Origin of the sequence: Microvirga lenta (assembly GCF_020532555.1) — a bacterium.
Classification (GTDB): domain Bacteria; phylum Pseudomonadota; class Alphaproteobacteria; order Rhizobiales; family Beijerinckiaceae; genus Microvirga; species Microvirga lenta.
This window is the reverse complement of the sequence record NZ_JAJBBR010000008.1, coordinates 205,163-229,240: the sequence shown is the minus strand read 5'-3', so window position 1 is coordinate 229,240 and position 24,078 is coordinate 205,163. Positions and strand designations below refer to the sequence as shown.

Here is a 24,078-nt window from a genome sequence, read left to right as displayed (position 1 = left end):
CGCCATCACGTAGCCTCGGCAAAAGGGGAGACCATGATGGAATACCTGCACACGATGGTTCGCGTTTCGGACCTGGACAAATCCCTCGACTTCTTCTGCAACAAGTTCGGCCTCGTCGAGACCCGCCGGATCGAGAACGAGAAGGGCCGTTTCACCCTCGTCTTCCTCGCCGCCCCCGGAGACGTGGAGAAGGCCAAGGACACGAGGGCTCCCCTGCTCGAACTCACCTATAACTGGGACGAGCATGAATATGCGGGAGGGCGGAATTTCGGCCATCTCGCCTATCGGGTCGACGATATCTACGAGACCTGCCGGAAGCTGATGGATGCGGGCATCACCATCAACCGTCCGCCGCGCGACGGCTACATGGCCTTCATCAAGACCCCGGACAACATCTCCATCGAGCTGCTCCAGCGCGGCGAGCCCAAAGAGCCGCAGGAGCCCTGGGCCTCCATGCCGAACACCGGAAGCTGGTAAGGGCCAAGCGTTTCGGCGCTTCCCTGGCCTTCGTCCGAGGCCACGCCTAAGGATGGTGTTGGCGAAAAGCCCTTGCTCCGTCATTCTACCCGGCTCACCATAAGGAGCCGGGTGCAACCGGCGGAGGATGATTGTGACACGGGAAGCGATCCGCTTTTGGCGGCATGGACGAGTTGTCGAAGCCGCGGGCTTTCACCCGCGCACCACGCTTCTGGACTACCTGAGGCTTCAGGAACGCAAGCTCGGCACAAAGGAAGGCTGCGCCGAAGGCGATTGCGGCGCCTGCACGGTCGCGCTCGGGCGCGTGCGCGGCGGGCGGGTGCAGTACGAGCCCGTCAATGCCTGCATCCTGCTTCTCGGCCAGGTGGACGGCGCGGAGGTGGTGACGGTCGAGGATCTCGTCGCCGACGGCGACTTCCATCCGGTTCAGGCCGCCATGGTCTCCCATCACGGTTCCCAATGCGGCTTCTGCACCCCCGGCATCGTGATGAGCCTGTTCACGCTCTATCACGAGGGCGAGCGTCCCCTGACGCGCGAGGCGGTCAACGATGCGCTGGCGGGCAATCTCTGCCGCTGCACCGGCTACCGTCCCATCGTCGATGCGGCGCTCGATGCCTGCGGCGGCGATCCCGACGATTCCTTTACGCAATCGAGCGAACGGACCTTGGAAGGCCTCACGAGTCTTGCGGACGGGCAGGACGTGTTCGTCGGCGGCACGGACGGTTTCTTCGCCGCTCCGGCCACGGAGGATTCCCTCGCCGCGCTCTATGCGCAGCATCCCGACGCCACGCTGGTCGCGGGCTGCACCGATGTGGGCCTGTGGATCACGAAGGGAATGGCCGAGCTCGAAAAGATCGTCTGGCTCGGCCGCGTGGCGGGCCTCGACATCATCGACGACGGTACGGACGCGCTCGCCATCGGGGCGACGGCGACGCACGCGCAGGCTTACGCCTCGCTCGCCCGCATCGATGCGGATCTCGGCGAGCTGATGCGCCGCTTCGGTTCCGCGCAGGTGCGCGCCTCGGGAACCGTGGGCGGCAACATCGCGAACGGTTCGCCCATCGGCGACCTCGCCCCGGCGCTGATCGCGCTGGGCGCCGAGCTCGAACTGCGCCGGGGCGAGAGCATCCGCACCATTCCCCTCGAAAACTCCTTCATCGCCTATCGCCGGCAGGATCGCCTGCCCGGCGAGTACGTGCGCCGCGTCGTCCTGCCGAAGCCGAAGGCCCACGAGGTCTTCCGCGCCTACAAGGTCTCGAAGCGCTTCGACGAGGACATCTCGGCCGTCATGGGGGCCTTCAGGCTGACGCTGGACGGGCGCCGCGTCGCCTCGGCCCGCATCGCCTTCGGGGGCATGGCGGGCATTCCGAAACGGGCCTCTGAAACGGAGCGGGCGCTTGCCGGCATCTCCCTCGACGAAGCGTCGTCCTGGGGCGAGGCGCTCGCGGCCATCGGGCGCGACTACCAGCCCCTCGACGATCTCCGGGCCTCGTCCGCCTACCGTGCGACGGTCGCCCGCAACCTCCTGTTCAAGGCCCTGAGCGAGACCGCCTCCGGCCAGACCCATGCCACGCGCATCGTCGGCCGGCGCGATGCGCTCGAGGCGGCGGAGTAGACCATGAACGAGCGTATGAAGTTGGACGGGGCCGCCAGTGCTTCCGCATGGGCCGGAGAGCAGGGCGAGGCCCTGCGCCATGTCCGGCAGCCGCTGCCGCACGATTCCGGCGCCAAGCACGTGCAGGGCTCCGCGCACTACATCGACGACATTCGCGAACCGGAGGGCACGCTTCACGTGGCCATCGGCCAGTCGCCGAAGGCGCGGGGACGGCTGCTCTCCCTCGATGTCTCCGCCGTGCGCGCCGTGCCCGGCGTCGTGGCGGTGCTGACAGCCGCCGATATTCCCGGCAAGAACGACGTCTCGCCCGCCTTCGGCGACGATCCGCTCTTCGTCGAGAACGAGATCGGCTTTCTCGGCCAGGCGGTCTTCGCGGTCGTCGCCACCACCCGCGACGTGGCGCGCCGGGCGGTGAAGCTGGCCGTGATGGAGATCGAAGCCGAGACGCCCAGCATCACCGTCGAGGATGCGCTGGCGCGCGGCGAGACCGTGCTGCCGGACTATGCCTTCGGCCGCGGCGACGCGAAGGCGGCCATTGCGGCGGCGCCGCACCGGATCGAGGGTCAGTTCCGGGTCGGGGGACAGGAGCATTTCTATCTCGAAGGCCAGGTGGCCCTCGCGGTGCCGGGCGAGGACGGCGACATCCACGTCTATTCCTCGACGCAGCATCCGAGCGAGGTGCAGCACGTGGTCGCCCGGGTGCTCGACATTCCCGATGCCTATGTGGTGTGCGAGACGCGCCGCATGGGCGGCGGTTTCGGCGGCAAGGAGAGCCAGGCGACGCAATGGGCCGTGACGGCGGCGCTCGCCTCCCGCGTCACGGGCCGTCCGTGCAAGCTGCGGCTCGACCGGGACGACGACTTCATCCTCACCGGCAAGCGCCACGATTTCCGCTGCGACTGGTCGGTGGGTATCGACGGGGAGGGGCGCATCCAGGGCTACTCCGTGGAGCTTCTCGCCCGCTGCGGCTACTCGGCCGATCTCTCCGGCGGCGTGGTCGACCGTGCCATGTTCCACGCCGACAACGCCTATTGGATGCCGGCCGTCCATGTGGGGTCGAAACGGCTCAAGACCAACACCGTGTCGAACACCGCCTTCCGCGGCTTCGGCGGACCGCAGGGAATGCTCGCCATCGAGCACGTGATGGACCAGATCGCCTGGGCGACCGGGTGCGACCCGCTCGACGTTCGCTATGCCAATTTCTACCGGCCCGACGGCAACCTCACGCCCTTCGGCATGGAGGTGGAGGAGATCGAGACGCTGCACGGCCTCGTGCAGACGCTGGAGCGAACCTCCGATTACCGGGCGCGGCGCGCGGAGATCGCGGAGTTCAACGCATCCTCGCCCATCATGAAGCGGGGGCTGGCGCTCACGCCGGTGAAGTTCGGCATCAGCTTCACGCTCACCCATCTCAACCAGGCGGGTGCGCTGGTCCATGTCTATCAGGACGGCTCCGTACACCTGAACCACGGCGGCACCGAGATGGGGCAGGGGCTCTACATCAAGGTGGCGCAGGTGGTGGCCGAGGAGTTCGGCATCGCCATGGAGCGGGTGCGCATCACCGCGACGACCACGGCGAAGGTACCCAACACCTCGCCCACGGCGGCCTCCTCCGGCTCCGATCTCAACGGCATGGCGGCCCGCATCGCGGCCGGCGCCATCAAGCGCCGCATGATCGCCCATGCGGCGCAGAGCTACGACGTGCCCGAGGAGCAGATCCAATTCCGCGACGACAGGGTCTTCATCGGCAACGAAAGCATCTCCTTCACCGAGCTCGCGCGCAAATGCATCCAGTCCCGCGTGGCGCTCTCGGAAGCGGGCCATTACGCGACGCCGAAGATCACCTGGGACCGGGCGAGCGCCACGGGTCGCCCGTTCTTCTACTTCGCCTACGGGGCCGCCTGCTCAGAGGTGATCGTCGACACGCTGACCGGCGAGAACCGCCTCCTGCGCGCGGATATCCTCCACGATGTCGGCAAGTCCCTGAACCCGGCCATCGACATCGGCCAGATCGAGGGCGGGTTCGTTCAGGGCATGGGCTGGCTCACCACGGAGGAGCTGGTCTTCAACAGCGAGGGGCGCCTGCTCACGCATGCGCCGTCCACCTACAAGATCCCGGTGGCGTCCGACGTGCCGGCGGATTTCAACGTTGCGCTCTATCCCAACGCCAACCGGGAGGAGACGGTCTACCGCTCGAAGGCGGTGGGCGAGCCGCCGATCATGCTGGCGAACAGCGTGTTCTGCGCGCTGGCCGATGCGGTGCATTCCCTCGATCCGTCGAAGCCCGTGCCGCTGCACGCGCCTGCCACCCCCGAGGCCCTCCTGAGAGCCTGCGAGGCCCTGCGCGGGAGGCCGATGGGGTGAAGGTCTGGCGGCAGCTTGCCGAGTTCGTGGGCCGGCACGGTTCCGCTGCCCTCGTCAGCGTCCACGAGGTGAAGGGCTCGGCTCCGCGCGAGGCGGGCGCCCGCATGGTCGTGCGCCCGGATGGCGCCTTCCACGGCACCATCGGCGGCGGCCAGCTCGAGTTCCTCATGCTCGACATCGCCAGGGACATGCTGGCGAGGGGCGACCGGCAGGCCCGCCTGCTCGATCAGGCGCTCGGCCCCGATCTCGGCCAGTGCTGCGGCGGGCGGGTGAAGATCCTGATCGAGACCTTCGACGGGCACGATCTGGAGGACATCGAACGCCTGGCGGAGGCCGAGGAGGGTGGCACGTTCGAGGTGGAGTGCCGCCTCGTCGACGGCCGCGTGGTGCGGGACATGTCATCCGCCGTCGGCGACGACGCGGAGACCCAGTGGCATGAAACCCATGGAGAGGAGCGGACGCCGGTTCTCGTCTTCGGGGCCGGGCATGTGGGGCGCGCCCTCGTGCTGGCCCTGGCGCCCCTGCCGTTCTCCGTACGCTGGCTCGACGACCGGGAGGACGCCTTCCCCCGCCATGTGCCCGGGAATGCCGTTGCGGTCCGCATGCAGGATCCGGCCGCCGAGATCGCCCAGGCGCCGCCCGAGGCCCTCGTGCTGGTCATGACCCACGACCACCCCCTCGACATGGCGATCACGGCCGCGGCCCTGAGCCGGGGCTTTCCTTACGTGGGCCTGATAGGCAGCGCCACGAAGCGGGCGCGGTTCGAAAAGCGCTTCCGGGAGCTGGGCCTGAGCGAAAGCCGCATCGGTTCGCTGGTCTGCCCCATCGGCCTTCCCGGCATCGGAGGCAAGGAGCCCGCCGTCATCGCGGCCTCGGTGGCCGCCCAACTGCTCCAGGTGCGTGAGCGGGGCCTTTCCGGCTTAAACTTCTCGCGTCCCACCGCCGCAAACGATAAAAGCGCCCCATGACAGACGACAGAACAGAAGATCAGCGCCATCTCGCCCGCGCTGTCGCCCTTTCGCGCGAGCACATGGCCGAAGGCGCCGGCGGCCCCTTCGGCGCCGTGATCGTGCGCGACGGCAAGGTGCTGGCCGAGGGCTGGAACCAGGTCACGTCCACCAACGATCCCACGGCCCATGCGGAGGTCACGGCGATCCGCCGCGCCTGCGAGGCGGTGGGGGATTTCGCCCTCCATGGCGCGACCCTCTATACGAGCTGCGAGCCGTGCCCCATGTGCCTGGCCTCGGCCTATTGGGCGCGGGTGTCCCGCATCGTCTACGCCAATACCCGCCAGGACGCGGCCGAGATCGGCTTCGACGACAGCCTGATCTACGACGAGATCCCGAAAGCGCCGGAAGAGCGCCTGATCCCCATGGACCACCTGCCGAGCCTGGAGGCCAGGGCCGTCTTCGACGCCTGGGCGGACAAGCCGGACAAGGTGAGCTATTAAGCAGCGCCCGCCGGCATGGGTTTTGCCGGCGGCACGTCCTATCTAAAGAGCCCGCACCTCCACCCTTCCGAGACAAAGCCATGCCCCGCGTCACCACCATCGTCCGCAAGCCCGCCGTGAAGGCCGACCGCGTCGTCGACACGATCACGCTCGACCATGCGGCCCGCAACCGCCGCCAGGGGACGCTCAAGGGGGAGGGCGGCACCGAGATCCTGCTCGACCTCGACATGGAGACCACCGTCAACGACGGCGACGCCCTGCGCCTCGAGGACGGACGCCTCGTCCAGGTCAAGGCCGCTCCCGAGCGCCTGCTGGAGGTGAAGGCCGAGAACCCGCTGCGTCTCACGCGCCTCGCCTGGCATCTCGGCAGCCAGCACGGCCTCGTCGAGGTGACGGCGGATGCGCTCTACGTGGAAAACGACCCGGCCGTCGCCGAGCTGGTGCGCGGGCAGGGCTGCACGGCGACCCCCGTCGAGCGCCCCTTCCGGCCGGAGCGCAGCGCCCACCATTGCGACCACGACCATCACGGCCACGGGCATCACCACCATCATCATGGCCATTCCCATTCCCATGGGCACGACCATGGACATCACGACCACGGCCATGCCCACAGCCACGACCATGCGCACCACGATCACAAGCACGGTCACGCCCACGACCATGACCACCATGAGCACGGTCCCGGCTGCGGTTGCGGGCATCACCACCACGGGCACAAGCACGAGCACTGACCGGGCATCTTCCGGAGCCTGAACGGCCATGTCCAAGACCACCCGGGCCACGCTCGCCCTGCAGCAGGCGGGCGTCTCCTTCACGGTCCATGCCTACGACTACGATCCCAATGCGGAGCGCATCGGCCTCCAGGCCGCCGAGGCCCTGGGCGCCGATCCCAACAGCGTTCTCAAGACCCTCATGGTGACGGTGGACGGCAAGCCCGCCTGCGCCGTGGTCCCGTCGGACCGGGAGGTGAACCTGAAGAAGCTGGCGGCGGCTCTCGGCGGCAAGTCGGCCCAGATGATGAAGCCGCCGGATGCGGAGCGCATCACCGGCTATCATGTGGGCGGCATCAGCCCCTTCGGGCAGAAAAGGCGGGTGCCGACCGTGATCGAGCAATCCGCCCTCTCGCACGTCAGCGTCTTCATCAATGGCGGCCAGCGCGGGCTGCAGGTGCAGCTCAGCCCGCGCGATGCGGCCTCGGCGCTGGAAGCCAAGGCCGCGGTCCTGATCTAGATCAGGAAATCCCCCTTCCAGGGCAGGTCGAGCCTGTCGGCCAGGGCGGCGAGCGACGGGGGAGGGCTGTCCGGGACGAGGACGGCGGCCCAGTCGAAGGCATCGCCGTCCAGGAGGTCCCGCAGGTCGTCCAGCTTCGCCGTCGTTGCCATGGTCTCGACCGCATCTTCGAGATGCGAGCCCAGGTCTTCCAGGAAATCGAGCGCTTCGTCGGTCAGCACGTTCTGGAACTCGGCCGGAGGCGCGGCGGCGAGGGATGCCGCGAGATCGAGGAACTCCTCGGAGAGCGCATCGGCGAGCGGGCTGTCGGACTGGGCGAGCGCATTGCCCGTGGTCGTGAGCCAGGTCACGAAGCCTGCGATCTCCTGCGGGTCGGGCTCGACGCTGCCCTGTTCGATGAGGTCCACCGCGCCGCGGATCGTGTCCCTCAGGTCGATCTGGGCCAGAACCTGCGGCTGATCGTGCCTCTCCACGATCTGATAGATCATCGCCAGGACGGCGGCGCCCGCATAGAGGTCGCCTTCGCCGGTCACCGCCTCCTCGGGAAGGGCCAGGATGTTCTCGATCAGGAGGATGTCGGCCTGGGCGAGTTCGCCCGGCGTCGCCGTGGGCGTGTAGGCGGCGTCGTGCTGCCGGAAGAGGGCATCCAGCGGGTCCTGGGGCTGGAGGGTGGGGTCCGGGACCTCGCCCGCGCCGATGAGCGCGCCGCCGGAATAGCCGGGGCCGCCATAATAGCCGTAGGTCGGGAGCAGGAGGCTTTCGGGACCTGGGGTCAGGATGAGCCAGTTGATCGACATGGGCGTTCCCTTGTGTGATGGAGCCGCGATTCGGCTGGTCCGATGGCTCAGGTCAGCGGCCCATTCGGGCGAGATTGCGGTAGCGCGGCAGCAGGAGAGCCGCCGCCGTCCCGGTGCCCGATGCGGCGCAACCGCTTATTTTCCTTGAGTTTCGCGCTCCGGGCCACAAAAGCCGCCAGGGCCGGCGCAATCGCAGGACTGTTTGCCCAAAGCGATGCCGGCGGGGCGGGGGAAAATTTTTTGCTTTCGCGAGGGGCGCGGCCCGTCAGCCGTCGATCTCGATCCTCAACCGGATCGAGTCCGGGGGAATGCCCATCGCCTGGGCAAGCTGTTGCCGGGCATCGTCGAGAATGTCCTGAACGTGCGAGCTGGCGGAAGCCTGGGCCGCCCCGGCCCCGCGGCCGGTCTCCGGCTGCTTCTGGACGAAGGCGATGCCGTGGCTTCTGTCCTTGGACCAGATGATCTGGGCCCGATGGGACTGCCCCCGCTTCGGGATGTCGATGTCGAATTCCCGGGGGAGGTCGACGGAGGGGGGAGCCCAGATCTGCGCCCCGGCCTCCGAAAGGTCGCGGACGGTGCATTCGATGTCCGGCATCCGCTCACCGACCCGAATGCGTCCCTCCAGGATCGTAGGCTTCCGGCTGTCCGAACGACGGTCTTGCACTGCAGTCCTCCCATGAACGCGCGCCGCGCACCACAATTGTTACAACATAACTTATTCCGCTCTCGCCTCCAAGCCGCAAGTGATCCCGCAGGCTCCAGCCTGCGGCGCATTTCGACGCGGCCGCGCTTGTTGCCCTTTGCCACCGTCGCCATGTCTGGCGCGGCTGCCGATCCGAAAGGGCGCGACGGACCTTGATCCGGGGTGCGTCGGGACGGTATCGGGAGCCACGTGGTGAAGATGCCGGAGGTGGTTCGGCAGGAAGGGATCGAGAGAAGTGCTGCCTGTCGAGGACATGAGGCTGAGCGTTGCACCCATGATGGAATGGACTGACCGTTTTTGCAGGTCGCTCCATCGGGTCATGTCGCGCCGGGCGCGGCTCTATACGGAAATGGTCACCACGGGCGCGGTCATACACGGCCCGCGCGAGCGCCTGCTCGGCTTCGACGAGGCCGAGCACCCGGTGGCGGTGCAGCTCGGCGGCTCCGACCCCAAGGACCTGACCGAGGCAGCCCGGATCTGCGCCGATTTCGGCTACGACGAGATCAATTTGAACGTGGGCTGCCCCTCCGACCGGGTGCAGAACGGCCGCTTCGGCGCCTGCCTCATGCAGGAGCCGGAGCTGGTGGGCGATTGCGTCGCCGCCATGAAGGCCGCCGTCTCGCTGCCCGTCACGGTGAAGTGCCGCATCGGCGTGGACGACCAGGACACGGAAGAAGCCCTGAACCGCCTCGCCGAATGCGTGGTGGCGGCGGGCGTCGACGCCCTGACGGTCCATGCCCGCAAGGCCTGGCTCCAGGGCCTGTCGCCCAAGGAGAACCGGGACATTCCGCCCCTCGACTACCCGCGAGTCTACCGCCTGAAGCAGGCGCGGCCGGACCTGCCGGTCGCCATCAACGGCGGCATCCGCACCATGGCGGAGGTGCGCGAGCACCTGCGCCATGTGGACGGCGTGATGCTGGGCCGCGTGGCCTATCAGGAGCCGGAGATCCTGCTGGCCGTGGACCGCGAGCTCTACGGCGAGGAACCGCCGGTGGCCGATGCCTTCGAGGCGGTCGAGGCCTACGAGCCCTACGTCGCCGCCCGTCTCGCCGAGGGCGTGCGCCTCCACGCCATGACCCGCCACATGCTCGGCCTCTTCACCGGCCGCCCCGGCGCCCGCGCCTATCGCCGCCATCTGGCGACGGAAGGCGTGAAGCCGACCGCGGATCTCCAGACCCTGCGCGACGCGGTGGCCCATGTGTCCCGCGGCGAGGCGGCGCCGGAAGAGGCGGCGCTGTCGGCGGCGGGTTGAAGACCCGTCGGCATTGCGGAACGGGCGATCCGGGTTCCGCTTCGTCTGCGGGCTGCCGAGCAGAAGGGTTCAACCGGCCATCGTCACGATTAGGGGCCCGTTTCGGGTTGCCACGACGGTGTGCTCGTACTGGACGGTAGGGGCCTCGGGGCTGCTGTAGAGCGTCCACGGATCGTCGCCATCCTCGGCCCACTCGGCGCCGAGGGACAGGAATGGCTCGACGGTGAACACCATGCCGTCGCTCATGATGCGGCGCTCGGAGGCGTCCGGCCATGTGGCGATCTCTTTCGGCTCCTCATGGAGCGACAGGCCGACGCCGTGACTGGCAAGGTTCCTGACGAGACTGTAGCCGTTCTTCCGCGCAAAGGCCCCGATGGCTTGACCGATGCCGGCAATCGGCTTGCCGACTCCCACCTGCCGCAGGCCCGTCCACATGGCCCGCCGACCGTCCCGGCAAAGGCGTTCGATCGAGCGGGTTACCGGTGGGACGGCGAAGGAGGCTCCCGTATCGGCAAAGAAGCCGTTCTTCTCGGCAGAGACGTCGATGTTGACCAGGTCGCCACGCTCGATCCGTCGGGCGCCCGGGATGCCATGGGCGATCTCCTCGTTCACGCTGATGCAGGTCGCCCCAGGAAATGCGTAGGCCAATTCCGGAGCCGGACGCGCCCCGGCCGCTTCCAGGAGCTTTCGCCCGATCAGGTCGAGTTCGGAGGTGGTCATGCCCGGCTCGAGGGCCTTCCCCATCGCCTCGAGAGTATTGGCGACGATACGCCCGATCTCCTTCAGGTGGGTGAGGTCGTCGTCATTCGAGATTGTCATGCCAGGCTCTTCCGAAAGCCACGACATAGCGCTTGTGAACCCGACTTACAAACGGGAGAGCGCGTCGGAATTCGTGGAATGTGCCCTGCGGAATGCGAGCTGCGGACCGACTGGCGACGTCAAGGGGCGCTCTCTTCAGGCGTGTGCTGGATCGAAAGGGAGATTACGACCCGTTCCGGACCTTGATGCACGGCTTAGGAAAGTTCCCTGGTGCCGGCGGGCGTTTCTATCTGCGCGCGGTAGCGCAGGGCATCGCAGCGGATAATATGAGGCAAGCGGTCGACGCCGATCTCTCGATAGAGTTCAGAGATGGCTGCAGCGTCAGGATGTTCGAGCGAGAATGATCTGAGTCTGGCTCCCAGATCGGCGATCGTGTCCATCGACCGAGGTTTGCCGCGTCTGTCGATGATCGAAGGAGCCGCGCCCCCAAGAGGAAGCGAGCCGTCGTCCGGAATCGCAAAGTCGAACGACGGATTGGACCACGGAAGGGACACCTTCTTTCCGAATATCCCTTCCCGACCGGCCAGGACGGTATCGATTGCGTCCGTCCGCGCCACCCAGCTCCGAAGGCGGCGGCCGGCATCCCAATCGGCTCTGACGGCTTTACCATCGTCCAATCCAAACCAGCGCGCGCGACCCGGCCTTGTCGCGTCCGGGTCGAGGGCGATGATTTCCAAATAGACGCCGTCCCCCAACTGCAGCAGGTGATTGTAGGTGCCCATGTAACCATGGTGCTGCCCGAAGGGGACATCGAGATCAAGGCACCTTCGTACGTGCGCCACTCCCTCTGCGAGCGTTGGAGCGATGATGGTCAGATGGTCAAGTTTGAGCATGGAAAACCAAGGAGGGCGGGCGACTGGACCATTATAACAGAGTTGCGAGGTTGTCTGTCGCCTGCTCGCGGCCCGAAAGGCGCGGCGGGCCGAGCGCTTCCGGTCAGTCGTCGCCTGCGCTCACATCGCCCTTCGCGCGCAGGATCAGCCGGTTGCCCCGGACTTCGAAGGATGCGAGCCGCTCCAGGAACGTCATGCCGAGCAGGTTGGCGTGCAGCACGCCTTCGCGCGCGATCAGGGCGCGCACGTTGCGCTCGGTGATCGGGCCCACCGATATGCTCCCGATGGTGACGGGGGCGGCGAGCGCCGTGCCGTTCGCGGTCGAGACGGGAATGGAATAGTCCAGCGCCTCGGGATCGATGCCGAGGGCCTCGGCGCTTTCCGCGCGCAGCACCACGGTGCTGGCCCCGGTGTCGAAGATGAAGCGGGTGTCGCGCCCGTTGACCTTGCCGGCGACGATGAAGCTGCCGTCCGAGCGGCGCGCGGCCACCACCTCGCCCTCGGTCGTCACGACGGTCCGGCCGTAGGAGATGTCGCCGATGGCGCGGTCGAGCACCGCCTGCCATTCGCCCCGCGAGGCATGGATCACCAGCAGCGCGACGAGAATGCCGCCGCTGACGGCGATGGACTGCACGCCGTAGGTCCAGTGGCGGCGGAAGCCGTCGATGATCGTGCCGGCCATGACCAGGGCGATGCCGCCGAAGCCGACCAGGAGGGCGGCCTCCATGGGGGAGAGATCCCCGATGGGCTCGACGCGGACGAGGGCGATCATGACGGCGGCGCCGAGGAGAAGGCTGCTGACGAAGCCGATGCCCGGCATCAGGACTCCTCGTCCGTCTCAGCCGTCGTGGCGAAGGCCCGCCGCATGCGCTCCGGCAGTTCGGCCATGATGCGCAGGCGCTCCTCCTCCGGCAGCCGGAACCAGCGGCCGATCTCTTCGCGCGTGCGCCCGCAGCCCTCGCACAGGCCCGTTTCGGGATCGAGGAGGCAGACGCGGATGCAGGGGCTCGAAACGCGGGTCATGCTCAAGGGTTCATGTTGTCAACGTTCGACCACGGTCAAGAGGCCGATGAGCGCGGCGATCTCCGCGACCTGCTGGGCCGCGCCCGCGATATCGCCCGTCTGCCCCTGGATGTGCCGTGCCGCCAGGCGGGTCAGCGCCCAGCCCGACGCGGCCGAGAGGATCAGCATGAGGCCGATGCCGGACGGGTCCAGGCCTGAGAGGGTGCCCAGAACGACGGCGATCACGCCCGCGAGCGCCGCCGCGCGCCAGAAGGTGTCGCGGGTTGGTTGCCCGACCGCATGGGAGGCGCCGTCGAGGCGGGCGGGTGGCAGGAGGACGAGGGGCGTCAGTCCCGCGGTGCGCGACAGGGCGGCGGCGATCAGGACTGCCGTGCAGGCTCCGGCCGTGTCGACCCGCGAGACGAGCTCCGCCAGAGCCCCGATCCGAAGCGCGAAGACGAGCACGAGGCCCGAGGCCCCGAAGGAGCCGATGAGGCTGTCGCGCATGATGGCGAGACGCCGCTCGCGGGTCGCGCCGCCGAAGCTGTCGGCGGTGTCGGCGAAGCCGTCCTCATGGAATGCGCCGGTGGTCACCGTCATGGCAGCGACGGAGAGGGCGGCGGCGAGCCAGGGACCGAGATCGAGCAGCAGGGCGCCCGCCAGAACTGCCGCCGGCAGGATGCCGAGGACGAGCCCCGCCAAGGGCACCAGGCGCGTTATTCTGGGAAAATCCGGTAGGGCGTGCGGGTCTTGCTCCCAGGGCAGGGCCGGTACCGGCAGGCGGGAATAGAAACGCAGGCAGGAGGCGAGATCCGCCAGGACACCCTGCCACGATCCCATCGCGACGGGTCCGGTCTCTTCCAGTTGCTCGGCCATGCTCGACTCCCTCGAGCCGACCGATAAAGCATGGCCGGGTCTTACGGAACCCGGCCAGGGTGAGAACCCGGTCGTCGCTATCCTCCCCACGGACCTCGGGCCGTCGGAAACGCCGACCTGCTCTCCTCCCCCTTGTGGGGAGGAGGTGGAGGTGGGGGTGTGGGCGATAGCCTATGAAGGTGTGGCGCCCACACCCCCCACCCTGGCCCTCCCCACAAGGGGGAGGGAAGGAGGTCGCGCCATCACAGCCAAATCCTACAGCGGTATCATCCTCTCCTGCGCTCATCCCGAGAAGCCGCGACAGCGGCGTCTCGAAGGAGGCTCCAGTGCACTCCGGAGGCGCCTCGACGTTCGGCTACGGGATCGCTGATGCTTTAGGAGCAAAGGATGCGCATCCTGCGGGCTCCGCCCGTCACACCCGCTCCTGGCTCATGTCGGGGATCAGGAGCAGGCTCTGCGGCGACAGGGACGGGTCATCGTAGATGCCGTCCACGTCGGCGCGGGAGAGGCCGATATCGGCCAGCGCCCGGTCGTCGAGGCGGTACAGGGCGCGGCGGCTGGCGCGGCGGTCGAGCCAGGCCTCCACCTTCAGGAGCAGCGGCAGCAGAGTGCCGCTCCTGCGCGACGGGGCGGCCTTCGAGCCAAGATTTACTGCGGCAATTCCGACGGTCATGGCAGACCTCATCTGCATGTGTTTCTCTAGGCGTAAATGTGCTCCTGGGCTAGGATGGAAGCAAACGAGATGTTCTTGTGTTTCGCCCAAGCACAGCTTGGGCAGAGGCATCATTCAGGCTGAAAAATCCATGTCCCGTCGCCGCCTGCCGCCCCTGAATTCCCTGCGCGCCTTCGAGGCCGCCGCCCGGCATCTCAACTTCGAGCGGGCCGGGGACGAGATCGCCGTCACGGCAAGCGCGGTCGGGCAGCAGGTGAAGGGGCTGGAGGCCTGGCTCGGCATTCCCCTCTTCGTGCGCCTGCCCAGCAAGGGCGTCGTCCTGACCCCCGCCGGGGAGCGCTATGCCGCCACCCTGTCCCAGGTGCTCGACGAACTGGACGAGGCGACCGCCCGGGTGATGCGCTCGGAGGCCTCCCGGGTCGTGACCGTGAGCACGCTGCCGAGCTTCGCGTCGAGCTGGCTCATCCCGCGCCTCGGCTCCCTGAGGGCGCGCCACCCGGACCTGGAGATCCGCGTCTCGGTCTCCACCAGCCGGACCGATTTCGCCCGCGAGGACGTGGACGTGGCGATCCGCTTCGGCAAAGGGGGCTATCCCGGCCTGCGCACGGACCTGCTCATGGAGGAGACGTTCTTTCCCGTCTGCAGCGCCGCGCTGCTGGACGATGCCGAGCATCCCCTGCGCGAGCCGGCGGATCTGCGCCACCACACGCTTCTGCACGAGATCCCGGAGGGCGTTCCCGATTTCATGACCTGGCCGCGCTGGCTCGCCGCCGTGGGGGTGCAGGGCGTGGACGCCTCCCACGGACCCCACTTCTCCCACACCTTTCTGGCCCTTCAGGCCGCGGCGGCGGGGCAGGGGGTTGCGCTGGCGACCAACGTGCTCATCGGCGACTATCTCAAGGCCGGGCGCCTCGCGCGGCCCTTTCCGCACCAGGTGAAGGGGGCTTACCAGTACTACGTGGTCTGCCCGGAAGCGGTCGCGGAGCGGCCCGCCATCGCGGCCTTCCGTACCTGGCTTCTCGACGAGGCGAAGGCCCAGGCCGAACTCGACGGGGTGCTGTGACGGACGGGCCCGCGCCATTCGCCAGCCGCACGGCGGGTCTTGCGTCAGTGCATCCGTCGGGCGCAGAACGCGCCTCCCCATCCCGGCAAAATGGTCTATAGGTCGGGCCGAATTCTTTGTCTTCTTCAGCGCCCGCACGGGCTGGAGCCCTCCATGACCGACGCCGCCACCTCGCCCTTCGACGACATCCGCCGCCTGATCACGACCATGCCGGGGCCGGACGAGGCGGCCGTCGAGGCCGTGCGCCTGCGCGAGCGGCAGCTCACGAAGCCGGCCGGCAGCCTCGGGCGGCTGGAATGGATCGCCGAATGGCTCGCCGCCTGGCAGGGCAAGGAGAGGCCTTCCGCCGACCGGCCGCTCGTCTGCGTCTTCGCCGGCAGCCACGGGGTGACGGCGCAGGGCGTCTCGGCCTTCCCGCCCGAGGTGAACCGGCAGATGCTGGAGAACTTCGCCGCCGGGGGCGCGGCGATCAACCAGATCTGCGCCAGCCTGGGCCTCGGCTTCAAGGTGTTCGACCTCGCCATCGACATGCCCACCAACGACATCACCGAGCGCGAGGCCATGGACGAGAAGTCCTGCGTCGCCACCATGGCGTTCGGCATGGAGGCGATTGCGGGCGGCACCGACCTTCTGGCCGTAGGCGAGATGGGCATCGGCAACACCACCATCGCGGCGGCCATCTACACGGCCCTCTACGGCGGGCCGGCCGAGCACTGGGTCGGCCGGGGCACCGGCATCGACGACGAAGGCTTCAGGCGCAAGGTCGCCGCCGTGGAGGCCGCCGTCGCGCGGCACAAGGACCACCTCAAGGACCCGCTGGAGGTGCTGAGCCGCCTCGGCGGCCGTGAGATCGCGGCCATTGCCGGCGCGATCCTGGCCGCGCGCCTGCAGAAGATCCCGGTCATCCTCGACGGCTACGTGGCCACGGCCGCCGCCGCCGTCCTTCACGCCATCCATCCGTCCACCATCGATCACTGCCTTGCCGGTCATCTTTCGGCGGAAGGCGCCCATCAGGACGTGCTGGCGCGGCTCGGCAAGATCCCGCTCCTGGCGCTCGGCATGCGCCTCGGGGAGGGCACGGGCGCGGCGCTGGCGGCTGGAATCGTCAAGAGCGCGGCGGCGGTCCATCGGGACATGGCGACATTCAGTCAGGCCGGGGTTTCCGAGCGCCTGGCCTGACCATGGCGCGACGTGGTTTCCGGCCCCGCCGCTCCTCCCGTTCCTCCGGCCTCAGTTCCCTGGTCCTGGCCCTCGGGCTCGCGGCGGGCGCCTGGTTCCTGCTCGAGCCGAGCGACCGCACGATCGAGGGCCGCGCCCACGCGGTCGACGGAGACACGATCCGCATCGGCGACAGGAGCCTGCGCCTGGAGGGCATCGACGCGCCCGAGATGCGCCAGACCTGCACGCTCGACGGGGAGGTCTATCTTTGTGGCGAGACCTCCCGCAACGCGCTGATCCGCATGATCCTGAACCGGGATGTCCAATGCCGCTCGTCCGGCCGCGACCGCTACAGGCGCCTGCTGGTGTCGTGCACGGTGGACGGGCGCGACCTCAACGCCCGGATGGTCGAGGAGGGCTGGGCCGTGTCGTACGGGCGCGAGTACCAGGCGGAGGAAGCCGCCGCCCGCAGCCGCTCGGCGGGCCTGTGGGCCGGAAGGTTCGAACGGCCGCAGGATTGGCGGCGGCAGAACGCGCCCGCGCAGTGACGCTGCGCCGCGCTCCCTGAGGCGGGCATCCGTCCCCAGATGAGGGGAATGGATTCCGCTCCCGATTTCGACCAGCTTTCCCGCCGGCTCAGGGCCTGCCGCATCTGCCGCGATGCGCCGCGCTACGGCTCGGCGCTGCCGCACGAGCCGCGCCCGATCATCCAGGGCAGCGCCACCGCGCGGCTCTGCATCGCCAGCCAGGCGCCCGGAACCCGGGGACACGCCATCGGCATTCCGTTCCCGGACCGCTCGGGCGTAAGGCTGCGCACCTGGCTCGGCCTCGACGAGAAGACCTTCTACGACGCTTCGCGCATCGCCACCGTCCCCATGGGCCACTGCTTCCCGGGCCAGGATGCCAAGGGCGGCGACCTGCCGCCGCGCCGGGAATGCGCGGAGATGTGGCGCCGACCGGTCTTCGAGGCCCTGCCCAATCTCGAACTGATCCTGCTCATCGGGCAATACGCCCAGGCCTGGCACCTGGGCGACGATTTCCGCGACGGGCTGACGGAGACCGTCAAGCGTTGGCGGGAGATCCTGGCCGGCCCGCGCCGGCCGCGCATCCTGCCCCTGCCGCATCCCTCCTGGCGCAACAACGGCTGGCTCAGGAAAAATCCCTGGTTCGAGGCCGAGCTCCTGCCGGTGCTGCGGGCGGAGATCCGCACCATGCTCCAGCTCGACCAGAGAGGCGATGCCGCCTGATCCTGCGGGAAGCAGGTTCGTCGGCAGCCAGCCCAAGGTTTTATGCTCGAATTTACCTGTAAATTCTCGAAGTATTTTTTATCGTCCGCACTGAGATCCGGGATTTCTATTTTCGGAACAAAAGTAGAATTCATCCGTTTGCTTCATGACCTCAAGAAATCATTATAAGGATCACCGACGTGGCACGGTTCGCGGGCACGAAACATATCGGCTTCATGGGCCGCAACCTGCGGGATGCCCAAGCCAAGTGGAGCCGCCTGACCCCGTCGGATCTCGATCAGATCAAGACTAAGGCGCAGCTGATCGCGCGCGTGCAGGAACGCTACTGCCTGCCGCACGAGGTCGCCGCCGAGGACGTGGATATCTGGGGGCAGGACCGGCATTTCTGAGCCGGCGGATCCCTTACGACCGACCGCACACCTTCGGACATCGTTCGTGTATTGCGGCCTGCGCGGACCTCACCTCGAAGGACAGTCCCATGACCCATCGTTACGCCGTCGGCGAGCGTGTTCTCTACACGCAGCGGCTCTTCCCGAATCTCACGTGGAAGGCGCCCTACACGATCACCCGGTGCCTGACCGCCGACTCCGTCGAGCCGCAGTACCGCATCCATTCGGTCCTACGGTCGGACGAGCGTCTGGCGGGGGAGCACGAACTCACCCGGTTCGCCCAGCCGCAGCAGGCCTTCCGCGCCGGAGCGTCGGACCCCGTGGACTGCATCGGCCCGGATGCCGCGGCCAATCTCAACCTCATCCCGTCCGACCTGCGGCGCAGGGCGTGGCACAAGAACGAACGTTTCGTGCGTGCCGGGACATGAGAGCCATGTCGCGCAGTCCGCTCGCCTTGAGCCGTAACCAGAAGACGTGGCTGTCCTTCGCCGGGCTGGCCGCTGTTTTCGCCTTCGGGATGTCCTGCGTGATCTTCCTCCAGTGACGTCCCCGCTTCGAATCCCTCGAAAGGAAATCGGATGACCGAACATCTCTATGCCTGCGGCCAGCATGTGAGCTTCACGGACAGGCGCTTCACCGGTCCGGCCTGGACCGGCTCGTTCGTGATCGCGGAACTGCTGCCGTCCGGCGGCGGGGCTCCGCGCTACCGCATCAAGAGCACCGGCGAGACCTACAGCCGGGCCGTCTTCGAGCACCAGTTGACGGCCGATGTCGGGATGCTCGACGGAATCAGGAGCCGCGGCGCCTTCTGAACGCGTCAGGCTGTGCTTTAATCGCGTCTCGCTCCCCTCTATGCTCCAGCTCGACGAGTCGGGAGCTGAGACCTCATGAGTTTGACCACCCTGCGCTGCACCGTGAACGGACCCGTCGCGACCATCGCGCTCGCGCGGCCCGACAAGCTGAACGCCCTGAACGCCACGATGCATGCGGAACTGCGGGAGACCCTGCAGAAGCTGGAGGACGACGAGGCGGTGCGGGTCGTCGTGCTGACGGGGGAGGGGCGCGCCTTCTCGTCGGGCCAGGACCTGACCGAGGACCTGCCGCGCGATGCGGACGGGCGCCTCGACCTCGGGCCGGCTCTCTCCCGCGACTACAATCCCCTGGTCCTCAAGCTCGCCAACTATTCCAAGATCACCGTCGCGGCCCTGAACGGCCCGGCGGTGGGCGCCTCCATGAACGTGGCTCTCGCCTGCGACGTGGTGGTGGCGGCCCGCTCCGCCTATCTGCAGGAGGCCTTCGCCAAGATCGCCCTCGTGCCCGATGCGGGCGGCACCTGGATCCTGCCCCGCCTCGTGGGGCCCAAGCGGGCCCTGGCGCTCATGCTGACCACCGATCCGGTTCCGGCGGAGGAGGCGCAGCGCATGGGGCTCGTCTACAAGGTGTTCGAGGATGCCACCTTCGCGGACGACGTCGCCGCCTTCGCGGCCAGGATCGCGCAGGGGCCGGGCCTCGCCTACCGGCTGACCAAGCAGGCGGTAGCGGAAAGCCTCTCGAACGACCTCGAGACGCAACTGGCCCTCGAAGCGAAGCTCCAGCAGCAGGCCGGCTTCAGCCACGACTTCATGGAAGGCGTCACCGCCTTCCGCGAGAAGCGCGCGCCCCGGTTCGAAGGCCGGTAAGGGAGAACGATCATGCGTCCCAATTATCTGATCCTCATCCTTCTCACCCTGATGATCGTGCTCGGGATCTTCATGTCCCGCGACCCGGAGCGCGCCGCCCAGATGTCCCAGATGTACCGGGACGCGGCCTTCACCGGCGAGACCCGCCAGATGGTGCTGATGCTGCTCGCCGTCGGGATCGGCGCCTTCATCGTCTATCTCACGGTGACGCGGCGCTGACGGGGACCTCGCGCCGCTCCACCCTCATGCGCAATTCGCGCAGGGGCCTCAGGGTCACCTTCATGGTGGGCTTCGGCGTGTCGGCGGACGTGTTTCTCAGCCGCGCGGCCTTCAGCAGCACGGCGAGGATCGCGACCGCCTCCATGGTCGCGAAGGCGCTGCCGATGCAGATGCGGGGGCCCGCCCCGAAGGGCATGTAGGCATAGCGGTGGCGCCCCTTCGCCTGCTCGGGCGAGAACCGGTCCGGATCGAACCGCTCCGGATCCTTCCACAGCCTCGTGTGGTGATGCACCGCGTAGATCGGCACCACGGTGATGGTGCCGGCCGGAACCGTGAAGCCGGCGAGCGGGAAGTCCCGAGCCGCCGTCCGGGTGATGACGGGGGCGGGCGGGTAGAGGCGCATCGCCTCCGAGAAGACCTGGCGGGTATAGGTCAGCCGGGAGATGTGCTCCGGGCGCACGGCCCCGCCCTCCGTGACCTCCTCGATTTCCGCCAGCGCCTTCGCCTCGTGCTCCGGATGCCCGGCGAGCAGGTGGAAGGTCCAGGCGAGGCCCAGCGCCGTGGTCTCGTGTCCGGCGGTCACGAAGGTGATGAGGTTGTCGGTGATTTCCTCGTCGCTCATGGTCCGGCCGGTCTCGGGATCGGCCGCCGCCAGCAGCAGGGCCACCAGGTCCTCGCGTCCTTCGCCGGTGCGGCGGCGCTCGGCGACCATGGCCATGATGGCGGAGCGCAGATAATCCGCCGCCACCGCGGCCTTGCGCCGGCCGGGATAGGGCAGCCATTCGGGGGCCTTGAGCAGGCTCAGCGCGAAGACCCAGCCCGTGGGATGCAGGTATTCCGTGATGCTGCGCTCGACCCGCGCCACGTCGATCCCGCCGGGACCCGACATCATCGTCTCCACGATGATGTCGAAGGTCGTGTGCATCATCTCGTGGCCGATATCGACGACCGGCCCCGCATCGGGCGCGAGCCAGCGGTCGCGGGTGCGCTCCGCCGCCGCGATCATGGCCGGCAGGAGACCGACCAGCCTCTCGTGCCGGAAGGCCGGCGCCACCGACTGGCGCTGCCAGCGCCAATGCGCCCCGTCGGAGGTGAGCAATCCCTGGCCGAGGGCAGGGCCGAGGGTGCGCCGGATGTCGTCGCCCTTGAGCTGGGAATCGGCGTTGCGCACCAGGGCTTCGTGGATCAGCGCCGGATCGGTGATCAGGATGCGCCGGCTGCCGGCGATGCGCGAATAGACGAGAGGCTCGTGGAAGATCTCGGGCGGCAGGGCATCGAGCGGGTTGCGCACCATGGCGCCGAGAACCGACACGGGCGAAGCGCGGCTGACGGCGATGCCCGGGCTCCGCTCGGACATGACCGGAAGGGCGGCTTGGCTCATGAGACATCCTTTCGCATCGCATCCCGGCGCCGCCCGTCGCGACCGAGGCGCACTCGAAAGCCGCCCGGGACGAAGCTGATTTAGGGTGTCCTGCCAGGATCTGCGAGGAGGGCGCGAGCCTTCGCGTGCGGCCGAACGCATACAGGGAGCCCGCTGGGGCTCCCTGCGGCTTTGAGGATGCAGCCGTGAAGCGCCTCAGACCATGAAGTACTCGGCGGGCGAGGAACTCTCCGGGCCCTTGTCGATGTCGACGACCACGGGCTTCCTGCCGTTGCAGGCGAGGGTGAAGAGTTCGGTTCCCGTCTCTTCCGTGGTCGCGGAGAAATAGAGCTTGCCCTTGGCGGATGTGAGATCGAAGGGATTGGAATCCTCCGCGCCCCGGTTCACGTCGATCAGCTTCGCCCGGTCGCTCCAGGGCGAGACCCGGTAGAGCTCCCGTCCGTTCTCCTCCGTCTCGGCCGTGAAGTAGAGCTTGCCCTTGTGCTCGGTGAGCGAGAGGGGCGTCGAGCTTTCCGCGCCGGGATTGATGTCGATCAGGGTCGGCGTGTCGCTGCCGGGCCGCAGGCGGTAGAGCTCGGTGCCGTTCTCCTCCGTCGTGGCGGTGAAGTAGAGATGGCCCCTGACGACGGTGAGATTGTCCACGAAGGACGTCGCCTCGCCGGGATTGATGTCGATGATCGTCGGCGTGTCGCCGCCCGCCGGCAGGCGGAAGAGTTCCGTGCCGGTCTCCTGCGAGAAGCCCGCGAAGTAGAGGTCGCCCCTCAGGCCGACGATGCCGCTGAAGGAGCCCAGGAACGAGCTGTCCGCCCCCGGCGTCATGTCGAGGACCTCCGGCGTGTCGCTGCCCGGCGCCAGCCGGTAGAGTTCCTCGCCGGTCTCCTCCGTGAAGGCCGTGAAGTAGAGATAGCCCCTGTACTCGGTGAAGCCGCTCAGGAGCCCCGGCGACGAGCTCTCGAAACCGGGATTGATCTCGATGAGGGTGGGCGTCGTGCTGCCGGGATCGAGCCGGTAGAGTTCGCTTCCGGTCTCGTCCGTGAAGGCGCGGAAATAGAGCTGGCCGCCGAACTCGAAGAAGTCGGTGGGAACGGAGCCGGAGGTGTCGGGGCCGGGGCCTCCGATGCCCGGGTTGATGTCGATGAGGGTGGGCGTGTTGCTGCCGCGCTCTAGCCGGTAGAGCTCCGTCCCGGTCTCCTCCGTCGTCGCCCCGAAATAGAGCGCCCCCGCGAAGGCGGTGAGCTGGTAGGGATCCGAGCTTTCCGCACCGGCATTGATGTCGATGAGGGTCGGGGTCTTGCTCCACGGGGAAAGACGGTAGAGCTCGCCGCCGTACTCCTCCGTGGCGGCCTGGAAATACAGCCGCCCGCCGAGTTCCTCGAAACCGGTCGGGAAGGAACCGCTCGGCCCCGGATCGATGTCGATCAGCATGGGCTTCTTGCTCCAGGGATAGAGCCGGTACAGCTCGGTGCCGTATTCTTCCGTGGTGGCCGAGAAATAAAGCGCGCGCTTCGCCATGGCGTTCTCCAATGGTCTTTGAGCCCCATTCGCTTCTGAACAGTTTCTGAGACGCTTTGACTGAGATCTATCGACTGGCGTGCATCGGGTCGGATCGAAGGTTGAGACCCTTTCCCCGTCGAGGGGAGGCCGCTTCCCCGGGCAGGGCCGGTGCGGCTCCCTGCAGTCTCGCATATCGGGCGGGCGCCGGGCGCTATCCTTCGGACGGAACGAGCCTGGGCATGCGGGCTATGCCGGCCGCGGGCCGCTACCCAACAAGGGGCAAAAAAGAAGGCGGATCCCTTGCGGGACCCGCCATCGGCGCAATCGGCTCACATGCGGACGCTCAGATGACGAAGAAGTCCGCTTCCGTCATCTTGAGGTTCTTGGCGAGAGACGCGAACTTGACCTGAGCCGCGCTGCCGTTGCCGTCGGGGTCGTAGTAGAGCGCTCCCTTCCGGCTGTCGTAGATGATCCGGTCGTCCTCGTCCTGCGCCCTGCTGCCGATGTGGAAGGCCTCCAGGGAGAGGCTGCCGGCATCCAGCGCCTTGAAGATCCTGTCGTCCAGGCGGATCGTGTCGTCCTTCACCCGGAAATCCGTGATCTTGTCGACGTTGGTCTTCGCATTCAGCTTGGTGTTGAAGACAAACGCATCCTTGCCCCGACCGCCTGTGAGCGTGTCGTTGCCCTGCAGGCCGAGGAGGGTGTTGGATCCGGAGGTGCCCTTCAGCTTGTCCGCCTGGGGCGTGCCGGCGAGGCCGTCGAACTCCACGACGGAATAGAGGCTGGTCCACTGATTGACGTCGTTCCACTGCCCGGCGCGGCCGAGGCCGCCCTTGCCCGCAGGCCAGGATTCGAGTGCGAGACCGGCGACGTTCTGATTGCCGTTGTAGTTGTCCGGCTCCCCGCCATAGCCCCAGTTCGCGTATTTGAGCGACGTTCCGTCGGTCCAACGCCAGGAGCCCTCGGAGCCCACGTCGGACGCGCCGATCCAGAGATATTCGGCGCCGCCGCCATCGAAGGCGAGGTAATGGGTCTTCCAGGACTTCGCTTCGCCCTTGACGTAGTTGAAGACCGCCTTGTTCTCCGACGAGGATTCGATCTTCACGAGATGACCGCCCATAGACTCGGCCTTGGCTTTCGCCTTGTTCCAGTCCATGGCTTTCAGAACGATAGTGTAGGTGTGACCCTTATAATAAAGGTTAGCCACGTCATGCCCCCAGATTCTTACGATCGGAATCTCTAAGGGGCAGTTTTACTTTATTCAAGAAGTATTGCTTTTATAGTACTTGTTATTAAATAACGTTTCATATGACTTCTGCTGAAGCGTGCTTTCTCGGATGAAAGAACAGCTTCAGGT

Annotated in this window: 28 protein-coding genes; 17 read left to right on the top strand and 11 right to left on the bottom strand. The window is 67.6% G+C overall.

Translation table 11 applies throughout. The annotated features are described in order from the left end of the window. Window positions 1-36: 36 nt before the first annotated feature. From LGR44_RS13820 to ybaK, 7 genes are all read left to right on the top strand, one after another. Window positions 37-477, top strand: a complete 441-nt coding sequence (locus tag LGR44_RS13820) for a VOC family protein (RefSeq protein WP_226741467.1) — start codon at window positions 37-39, stop codon at window positions 475-477. Window positions 478-604: 127 nt separating this feature from the next. Then, window positions 605-2,092 (top strand): xanthine dehydrogenase small subunit, encoded by a 1,488-nt coding sequence (xdhA, locus tag LGR44_RS13815; RefSeq protein WP_404809925.1) that lies wholly within the window; start codon window positions 605-607, stop codon window positions 2,090-2,092. A 3-nt stretch (window positions 2,093-2,095) separates the two neighbouring features. Beyond that, window positions 2,096-4,456 carry a xanthine dehydrogenase molybdopterin binding subunit gene (gene xdhB, locus LGR44_RS13810; RefSeq protein WP_404809924.1) on the top strand — a complete coding sequence of 787 codons (2,361 nt, stop codon included), beginning with the start codon at window positions 2,096-2,098 and terminating at the stop codon, window positions 4,454-4,456. After that, a complete protein-coding gene (gene xdhC / locus LGR44_RS13805; protein ID WP_226741278.1) occupies window positions 4,453-5,424 on the top strand; it encodes a xanthine dehydrogenase accessory protein XdhC in 972 nt (323 codons plus the stop codon). Before xdhB ends, xdhC begins: the two co-directional genes overlap by 4 nt. Continuing rightward, window positions 5,421-5,906, top strand: coding sequence for a nucleoside deaminase (locus LGR44_RS13800; protein ID WP_226741277.1), 486 nt, complete (start codon window positions 5,421-5,423; stop codon window positions 5,904-5,906). Before xdhC ends, LGR44_RS13800 begins: the two co-directional genes overlap by 4 nt. A gap of 80 nt (window positions 5,907-5,986) precedes the next feature. Further along, window positions 5,987-6,637 (top strand): urease accessory protein UreE, encoded by a 651-nt coding sequence (locus LGR44_RS13795; RefSeq protein ID WP_226741276.1) that lies wholly within the window; start codon window positions 5,987-5,989, stop codon window positions 6,635-6,637. 28 nt (window positions 6,638-6,665) lie between these two features. Next, entirely contained in the window at window positions 6,666-7,136 is a 471-nt protein-coding gene (gene ybaK / locus LGR44_RS13790; protein WP_226741275.1) for a Cys-tRNA(Pro) deacylase, read from the top strand. Here the strand turns inward: ybaK and LGR44_RS13785 are convergent. Then, complete coding sequence (locus LGR44_RS13785; protein ID WP_226741274.1) at window positions 7,133-7,933, bottom strand: hypothetical protein; 801 nt, start codon at window positions 7,931-7,933, stop codon at window positions 7,133-7,135. The two genes, ybaK and LGR44_RS13785, sit on opposite strands and share 4 nt — an antisense overlap. Window positions 7,934-8,198: 265 nt before the next feature. After that, complete coding sequence (locus LGR44_RS13780; protein ID WP_226741273.1) at window positions 8,199-8,597, bottom strand: PilZ domain-containing protein; 399 nt, start codon at window positions 8,595-8,597, stop codon at window positions 8,199-8,201. Between the two features lie 292 nt (window positions 8,598-8,889). On the opposite strand from LGR44_RS13780, the gene dusA reads away from it, so the two are divergent. Beyond that, a complete protein-coding gene (gene dusA, locus LGR44_RS13775; protein ID WP_226741272.1) occupies window positions 8,890-9,888 on the top strand; it encodes a tRNA dihydrouridine(20/20a) synthase DusA in 999 nt (332 codons plus the stop codon). A 69-nt stretch (window positions 9,889-9,957) separates the two neighbouring features. Here dusA and map read toward each other — a convergent pair whose 3' ends face one another. The 6 genes from map to LGR44_RS13745 form a co-directional block, all read right to left on the bottom strand. Further along, entirely contained in the window at window positions 9,958-10,707 is a 750-nt protein-coding gene (gene map / locus LGR44_RS13770) for a type I methionyl aminopeptidase (protein ID WP_226741271.1), read from the bottom strand. A 194-nt stretch (window positions 10,708-10,901) separates the two neighbouring features. Next, complete coding sequence (locus LGR44_RS13765; RefSeq protein ID WP_226741270.1) at window positions 10,902-11,540, bottom strand: VOC family protein; 639 nt, start codon at window positions 11,538-11,540, stop codon at window positions 10,902-10,904. A 103-nt stretch (window positions 11,541-11,643) separates the two neighbouring features. Then, window positions 11,644-12,360, bottom strand: a complete 717-nt coding sequence (locus LGR44_RS13760; RefSeq protein ID WP_226741269.1) for a retropepsin-like aspartic protease family protein — start codon at window positions 12,358-12,360, stop codon at window positions 11,644-11,646. Further along, window positions 12,360-12,563, bottom strand: a complete 204-nt coding sequence (locus tag LGR44_RS13755; protein WP_226741268.1) for a DUF1289 domain-containing protein — start codon at window positions 12,561-12,563, stop codon at window positions 12,360-12,362. Before LGR44_RS13755 ends, LGR44_RS13760 begins: the two co-directional genes overlap by 1 nt. A gap of 18 nt (window positions 12,564-12,581) precedes the next feature. Then, window positions 12,582-13,418 (bottom strand): adenosylcobinamide-GDP ribazoletransferase, encoded by an 837-nt coding sequence (gene cobS, locus LGR44_RS13750; RefSeq protein WP_226741267.1) that lies wholly within the window; start codon window positions 13,416-13,418, stop codon window positions 12,582-12,584. A 412-nt stretch (window positions 13,419-13,830) separates the two neighbouring features. Beyond that, window positions 13,831-14,109: a DUF1127 domain-containing protein gene (locus LGR44_RS13745; RefSeq protein WP_226741266.1), complete on the bottom strand. Its 279-nt coding sequence runs from the start codon at window positions 14,107-14,109 to the stop codon at window positions 13,831-13,833. 112 nt (window positions 14,110-14,221) lie between these two features. Between LGR44_RS13745 and gcvA the strand changes: the two genes are divergently transcribed. The 9 genes from gcvA to LGR44_RS13700 all read left to right on the top strand — a co-directional run bounded on the left by gcvA (window position 14,222) and on the right by LGR44_RS13700 (window position 19,846). Then, complete coding sequence (gene gcvA / locus LGR44_RS13740; protein ID WP_226741265.1) at window positions 14,222-15,154, top strand: transcriptional regulator GcvA; 933 nt, start codon at window positions 14,222-14,224, stop codon at window positions 15,152-15,154. Between the two features lie 153 nt (window positions 15,155-15,307). Beyond that, window positions 15,308-16,333, top strand: a complete 1,026-nt coding sequence (cobT, locus tag LGR44_RS13735; RefSeq protein WP_226741264.1) for a nicotinate-nucleotide--dimethylbenzimidazole phosphoribosyltransferase — start codon at window positions 15,308-15,310, stop codon at window positions 16,331-16,333. Between the two features lie 2 nt (window positions 16,334-16,335). After that, the gene (locus LGR44_RS13730; protein ID WP_226741263.1) at window positions 16,336-16,860 is read left to right on the top strand and encodes a thermonuclease family protein; all 525 of its coding nucleotides are present in this window, start codon (window positions 16,336-16,338) and stop codon (window positions 16,858-16,860) included. 48 nt (window positions 16,861-16,908) lie between these two features. Further along, a complete protein-coding gene (locus LGR44_RS13725) occupies window positions 16,909-17,559 on the top strand; it encodes a uracil-DNA glycosylase family protein (protein ID WP_226741262.1) in 651 nt (216 codons plus the stop codon). Window positions 17,560-17,738: 179 nt separating this feature from the next. After that, complete coding sequence (locus LGR44_RS13720) at window positions 17,739-17,948, top strand: CsbD family protein (protein WP_226741261.1); 210 nt, start codon at window positions 17,739-17,741, stop codon at window positions 17,946-17,948. Between the two features lie 89 nt (window positions 17,949-18,037). Continuing rightward, window positions 18,038-18,376: a hypothetical protein gene (locus tag LGR44_RS13715; protein ID WP_226741260.1), complete on the top strand. Its 339-nt coding sequence runs from the start codon at window positions 18,038-18,040 to the stop codon at window positions 18,374-18,376. A gap of 150 nt (window positions 18,377-18,526) precedes the next feature. Beyond that, on the top strand, window positions 18,527-18,760 hold the full coding sequence (locus LGR44_RS13710) for a hypothetical protein (protein ID WP_226741259.1): 234 nt from the start codon (window positions 18,527-18,529) through the stop codon (window positions 18,758-18,760). A 75-nt stretch (window positions 18,761-18,835) separates the two neighbouring features. Continuing rightward, window positions 18,836-19,627: an enoyl-CoA hydratase-related protein gene (locus LGR44_RS13705; protein WP_226741258.1), complete on the top strand. Its 792-nt coding sequence runs from the start codon at window positions 18,836-18,838 to the stop codon at window positions 19,625-19,627. Window positions 19,628-19,639: 12 nt separating this feature from the next. Beyond that, window positions 19,640-19,846 carry a cupin domain-containing protein gene (locus tag LGR44_RS13700; protein WP_226741257.1) on the top strand — a complete coding sequence of 69 codons (207 nt, stop codon included), beginning with the start codon at window positions 19,640-19,642 and terminating at the stop codon, window positions 19,844-19,846. On the opposite strand, the gene LGR44_RS13695 is transcribed toward LGR44_RS13700, so the two are convergent. The 3 genes from LGR44_RS13695 to LGR44_RS13685 form a co-directional block, all read right to left on the bottom strand. Continuing rightward, window positions 19,827-21,227, bottom strand: a complete 1,401-nt coding sequence (locus LGR44_RS13695) for a cytochrome P450 (protein ID WP_404809923.1) — start codon at window positions 21,225-21,227, stop codon at window positions 19,827-19,829. The two genes, LGR44_RS13700 and LGR44_RS13695, sit on opposite strands and share 20 nt — an antisense overlap. Window positions 21,228-21,422: 195 nt before the next feature. Further along, the gene (locus LGR44_RS13690; protein WP_226741256.1) at window positions 21,423-22,739 is read right to left on the bottom strand and encodes a hypothetical protein; all 1,317 of its coding nucleotides are present in this window, start codon (window positions 22,737-22,739) and stop codon (window positions 21,423-21,425) included. Between the two features lie 325 nt (window positions 22,740-23,064). Further along, window positions 23,065-23,928 (bottom strand): lectin-like protein, encoded by an 864-nt coding sequence (locus LGR44_RS13685; RefSeq protein WP_226741255.1) that lies wholly within the window; start codon window positions 23,926-23,928, stop codon window positions 23,065-23,067. Window positions 23,929-24,078 lie beyond the last annotated feature (150 nt).

Bases quoted from the DNA above. Each gene is read 5' to 3' on its own strand.
- LGR44_RS13820 (WP_226741467.1), top strand. From the start codon at position 37: ATGGAATACCTGCACACGATGGTTCGCGTTTCGGACCTGGACAAATCC.
- xdhA (WP_404809925.1), top strand. From the start codon at position 605: ATGATTGTGACACGGGAAGCGATCCGCTTTTGGCGGCATGGACGAGTT.
- xdhB (WP_404809924.1), top strand. From the start codon at position 2,096: ATGAACGAGCGTATGAAGTTGGACGGGGCCGCCAGTGCTTCCGCATGG.
- LGR44_RS13800 (WP_226741277.1), top strand. From the start codon at position 5,421: ATGACAGACGACAGAACAGAAGATCAGCGCCATCTCGCCCGCGCTGTC.
- LGR44_RS13795 (WP_226741276.1), top strand. From the start codon at position 5,987: ATGCCCCGCGTCACCACCATCGTCCGCAAGCCCGCCGTGAAGGCCGAC.
- ybaK (WP_226741275.1), top strand. From the start codon at position 6,666: ATGTCCAAGACCACCCGGGCCACGCTCGCCCTGCAGCAGGCGGGCGTC.
- LGR44_RS13785 (WP_226741274.1), bottom strand. From the start codon at position 7,933: ATGTCGATCAACTGGCTCATCCTGACCCCAGGTCCCGAAAGCCTCCTG.
- dusA (WP_226741272.1), top strand. From the start codon at position 8,890: ATGAGGCTGAGCGTTGCACCCATGATGGAATGGACTGACCGTTTTTGC.
- map (WP_226741271.1), bottom strand. From the start codon at position 10,707: ATGACAATCTCGAATGACGACGACCTCACCCACCTGAAGGAGATCGGG.
- LGR44_RS13765 (WP_226741270.1), bottom strand. From the start codon at position 11,540: ATGCTCAAACTTGACCATCTGACCATCATCGCTCCAACGCTCGCAGAG.
- LGR44_RS13760 (WP_226741269.1), bottom strand. From the start codon at position 12,360: ATGCCGGGCATCGGCTTCGTCAGCAGCCTTCTCCTCGGCGCCGCCGTC.
- LGR44_RS13755 (WP_226741268.1), bottom strand. From the start codon at position 12,563: ATGACCCGCGTTTCGAGCCCCTGCATCCGCGTCTGCCTCCTCGATCCC.
- cobS (WP_226741267.1), bottom strand. From the start codon at position 13,418: ATGGCCGAGCAACTGGAAGAGACCGGACCCGTCGCGATGGGATCGTGG.
- LGR44_RS13745 (WP_226741266.1), bottom strand. From the start codon at position 14,109: ATGCAGATGAGGTCTGCCATGACCGTCGGAATTGCCGCAGTAAATCTT.
- gcvA (WP_226741265.1), top strand. From the start codon at position 14,222: ATGTCCCGTCGCCGCCTGCCGCCCCTGAATTCCCTGCGCGCCTTCGAG.
- cobT (WP_226741264.1), top strand. From the start codon at position 15,308: ATGACCGACGCCGCCACCTCGCCCTTCGACGACATCCGCCGCCTGATC.
- LGR44_RS13730 (WP_226741263.1), top strand. From the start codon at position 16,336: ATGGCGCGACGTGGTTTCCGGCCCCGCCGCTCCTCCCGTTCCTCCGGC.
- LGR44_RS13725 (WP_226741262.1), top strand. From the start codon at position 16,909: ATGGATTCCGCTCCCGATTTCGACCAGCTTTCCCGCCGGCTCAGGGCC.
- LGR44_RS13715 (WP_226741260.1), top strand. From the start codon at position 18,038: ATGACCCATCGTTACGCCGTCGGCGAGCGTGTTCTCTACACGCAGCGG.
- LGR44_RS13710 (WP_226741259.1), top strand. From the start codon at position 18,527: ATGACCGAACATCTCTATGCCTGCGGCCAGCATGTGAGCTTCACGGAC.
- LGR44_RS13705 (WP_226741258.1), top strand. From the start codon at position 18,836: ATGAGTTTGACCACCCTGCGCTGCACCGTGAACGGACCCGTCGCGACC.
- LGR44_RS13700 (WP_226741257.1), top strand. From the start codon at position 19,640: ATGCGTCCCAATTATCTGATCCTCATCCTTCTCACCCTGATGATCGTG.
- LGR44_RS13695 (WP_404809923.1), bottom strand. From the start codon at position 21,227: ATGAGCCAAGCCGCCCTTCCGGTCATGTCCGAGCGGAGCCCGGGCATC.
- LGR44_RS13690 (WP_226741256.1), bottom strand. From the start codon at position 22,739: ATGGCGAAGCGCGCGCTTTATTTCTCGGCCACCACGGAAGAATACGGC.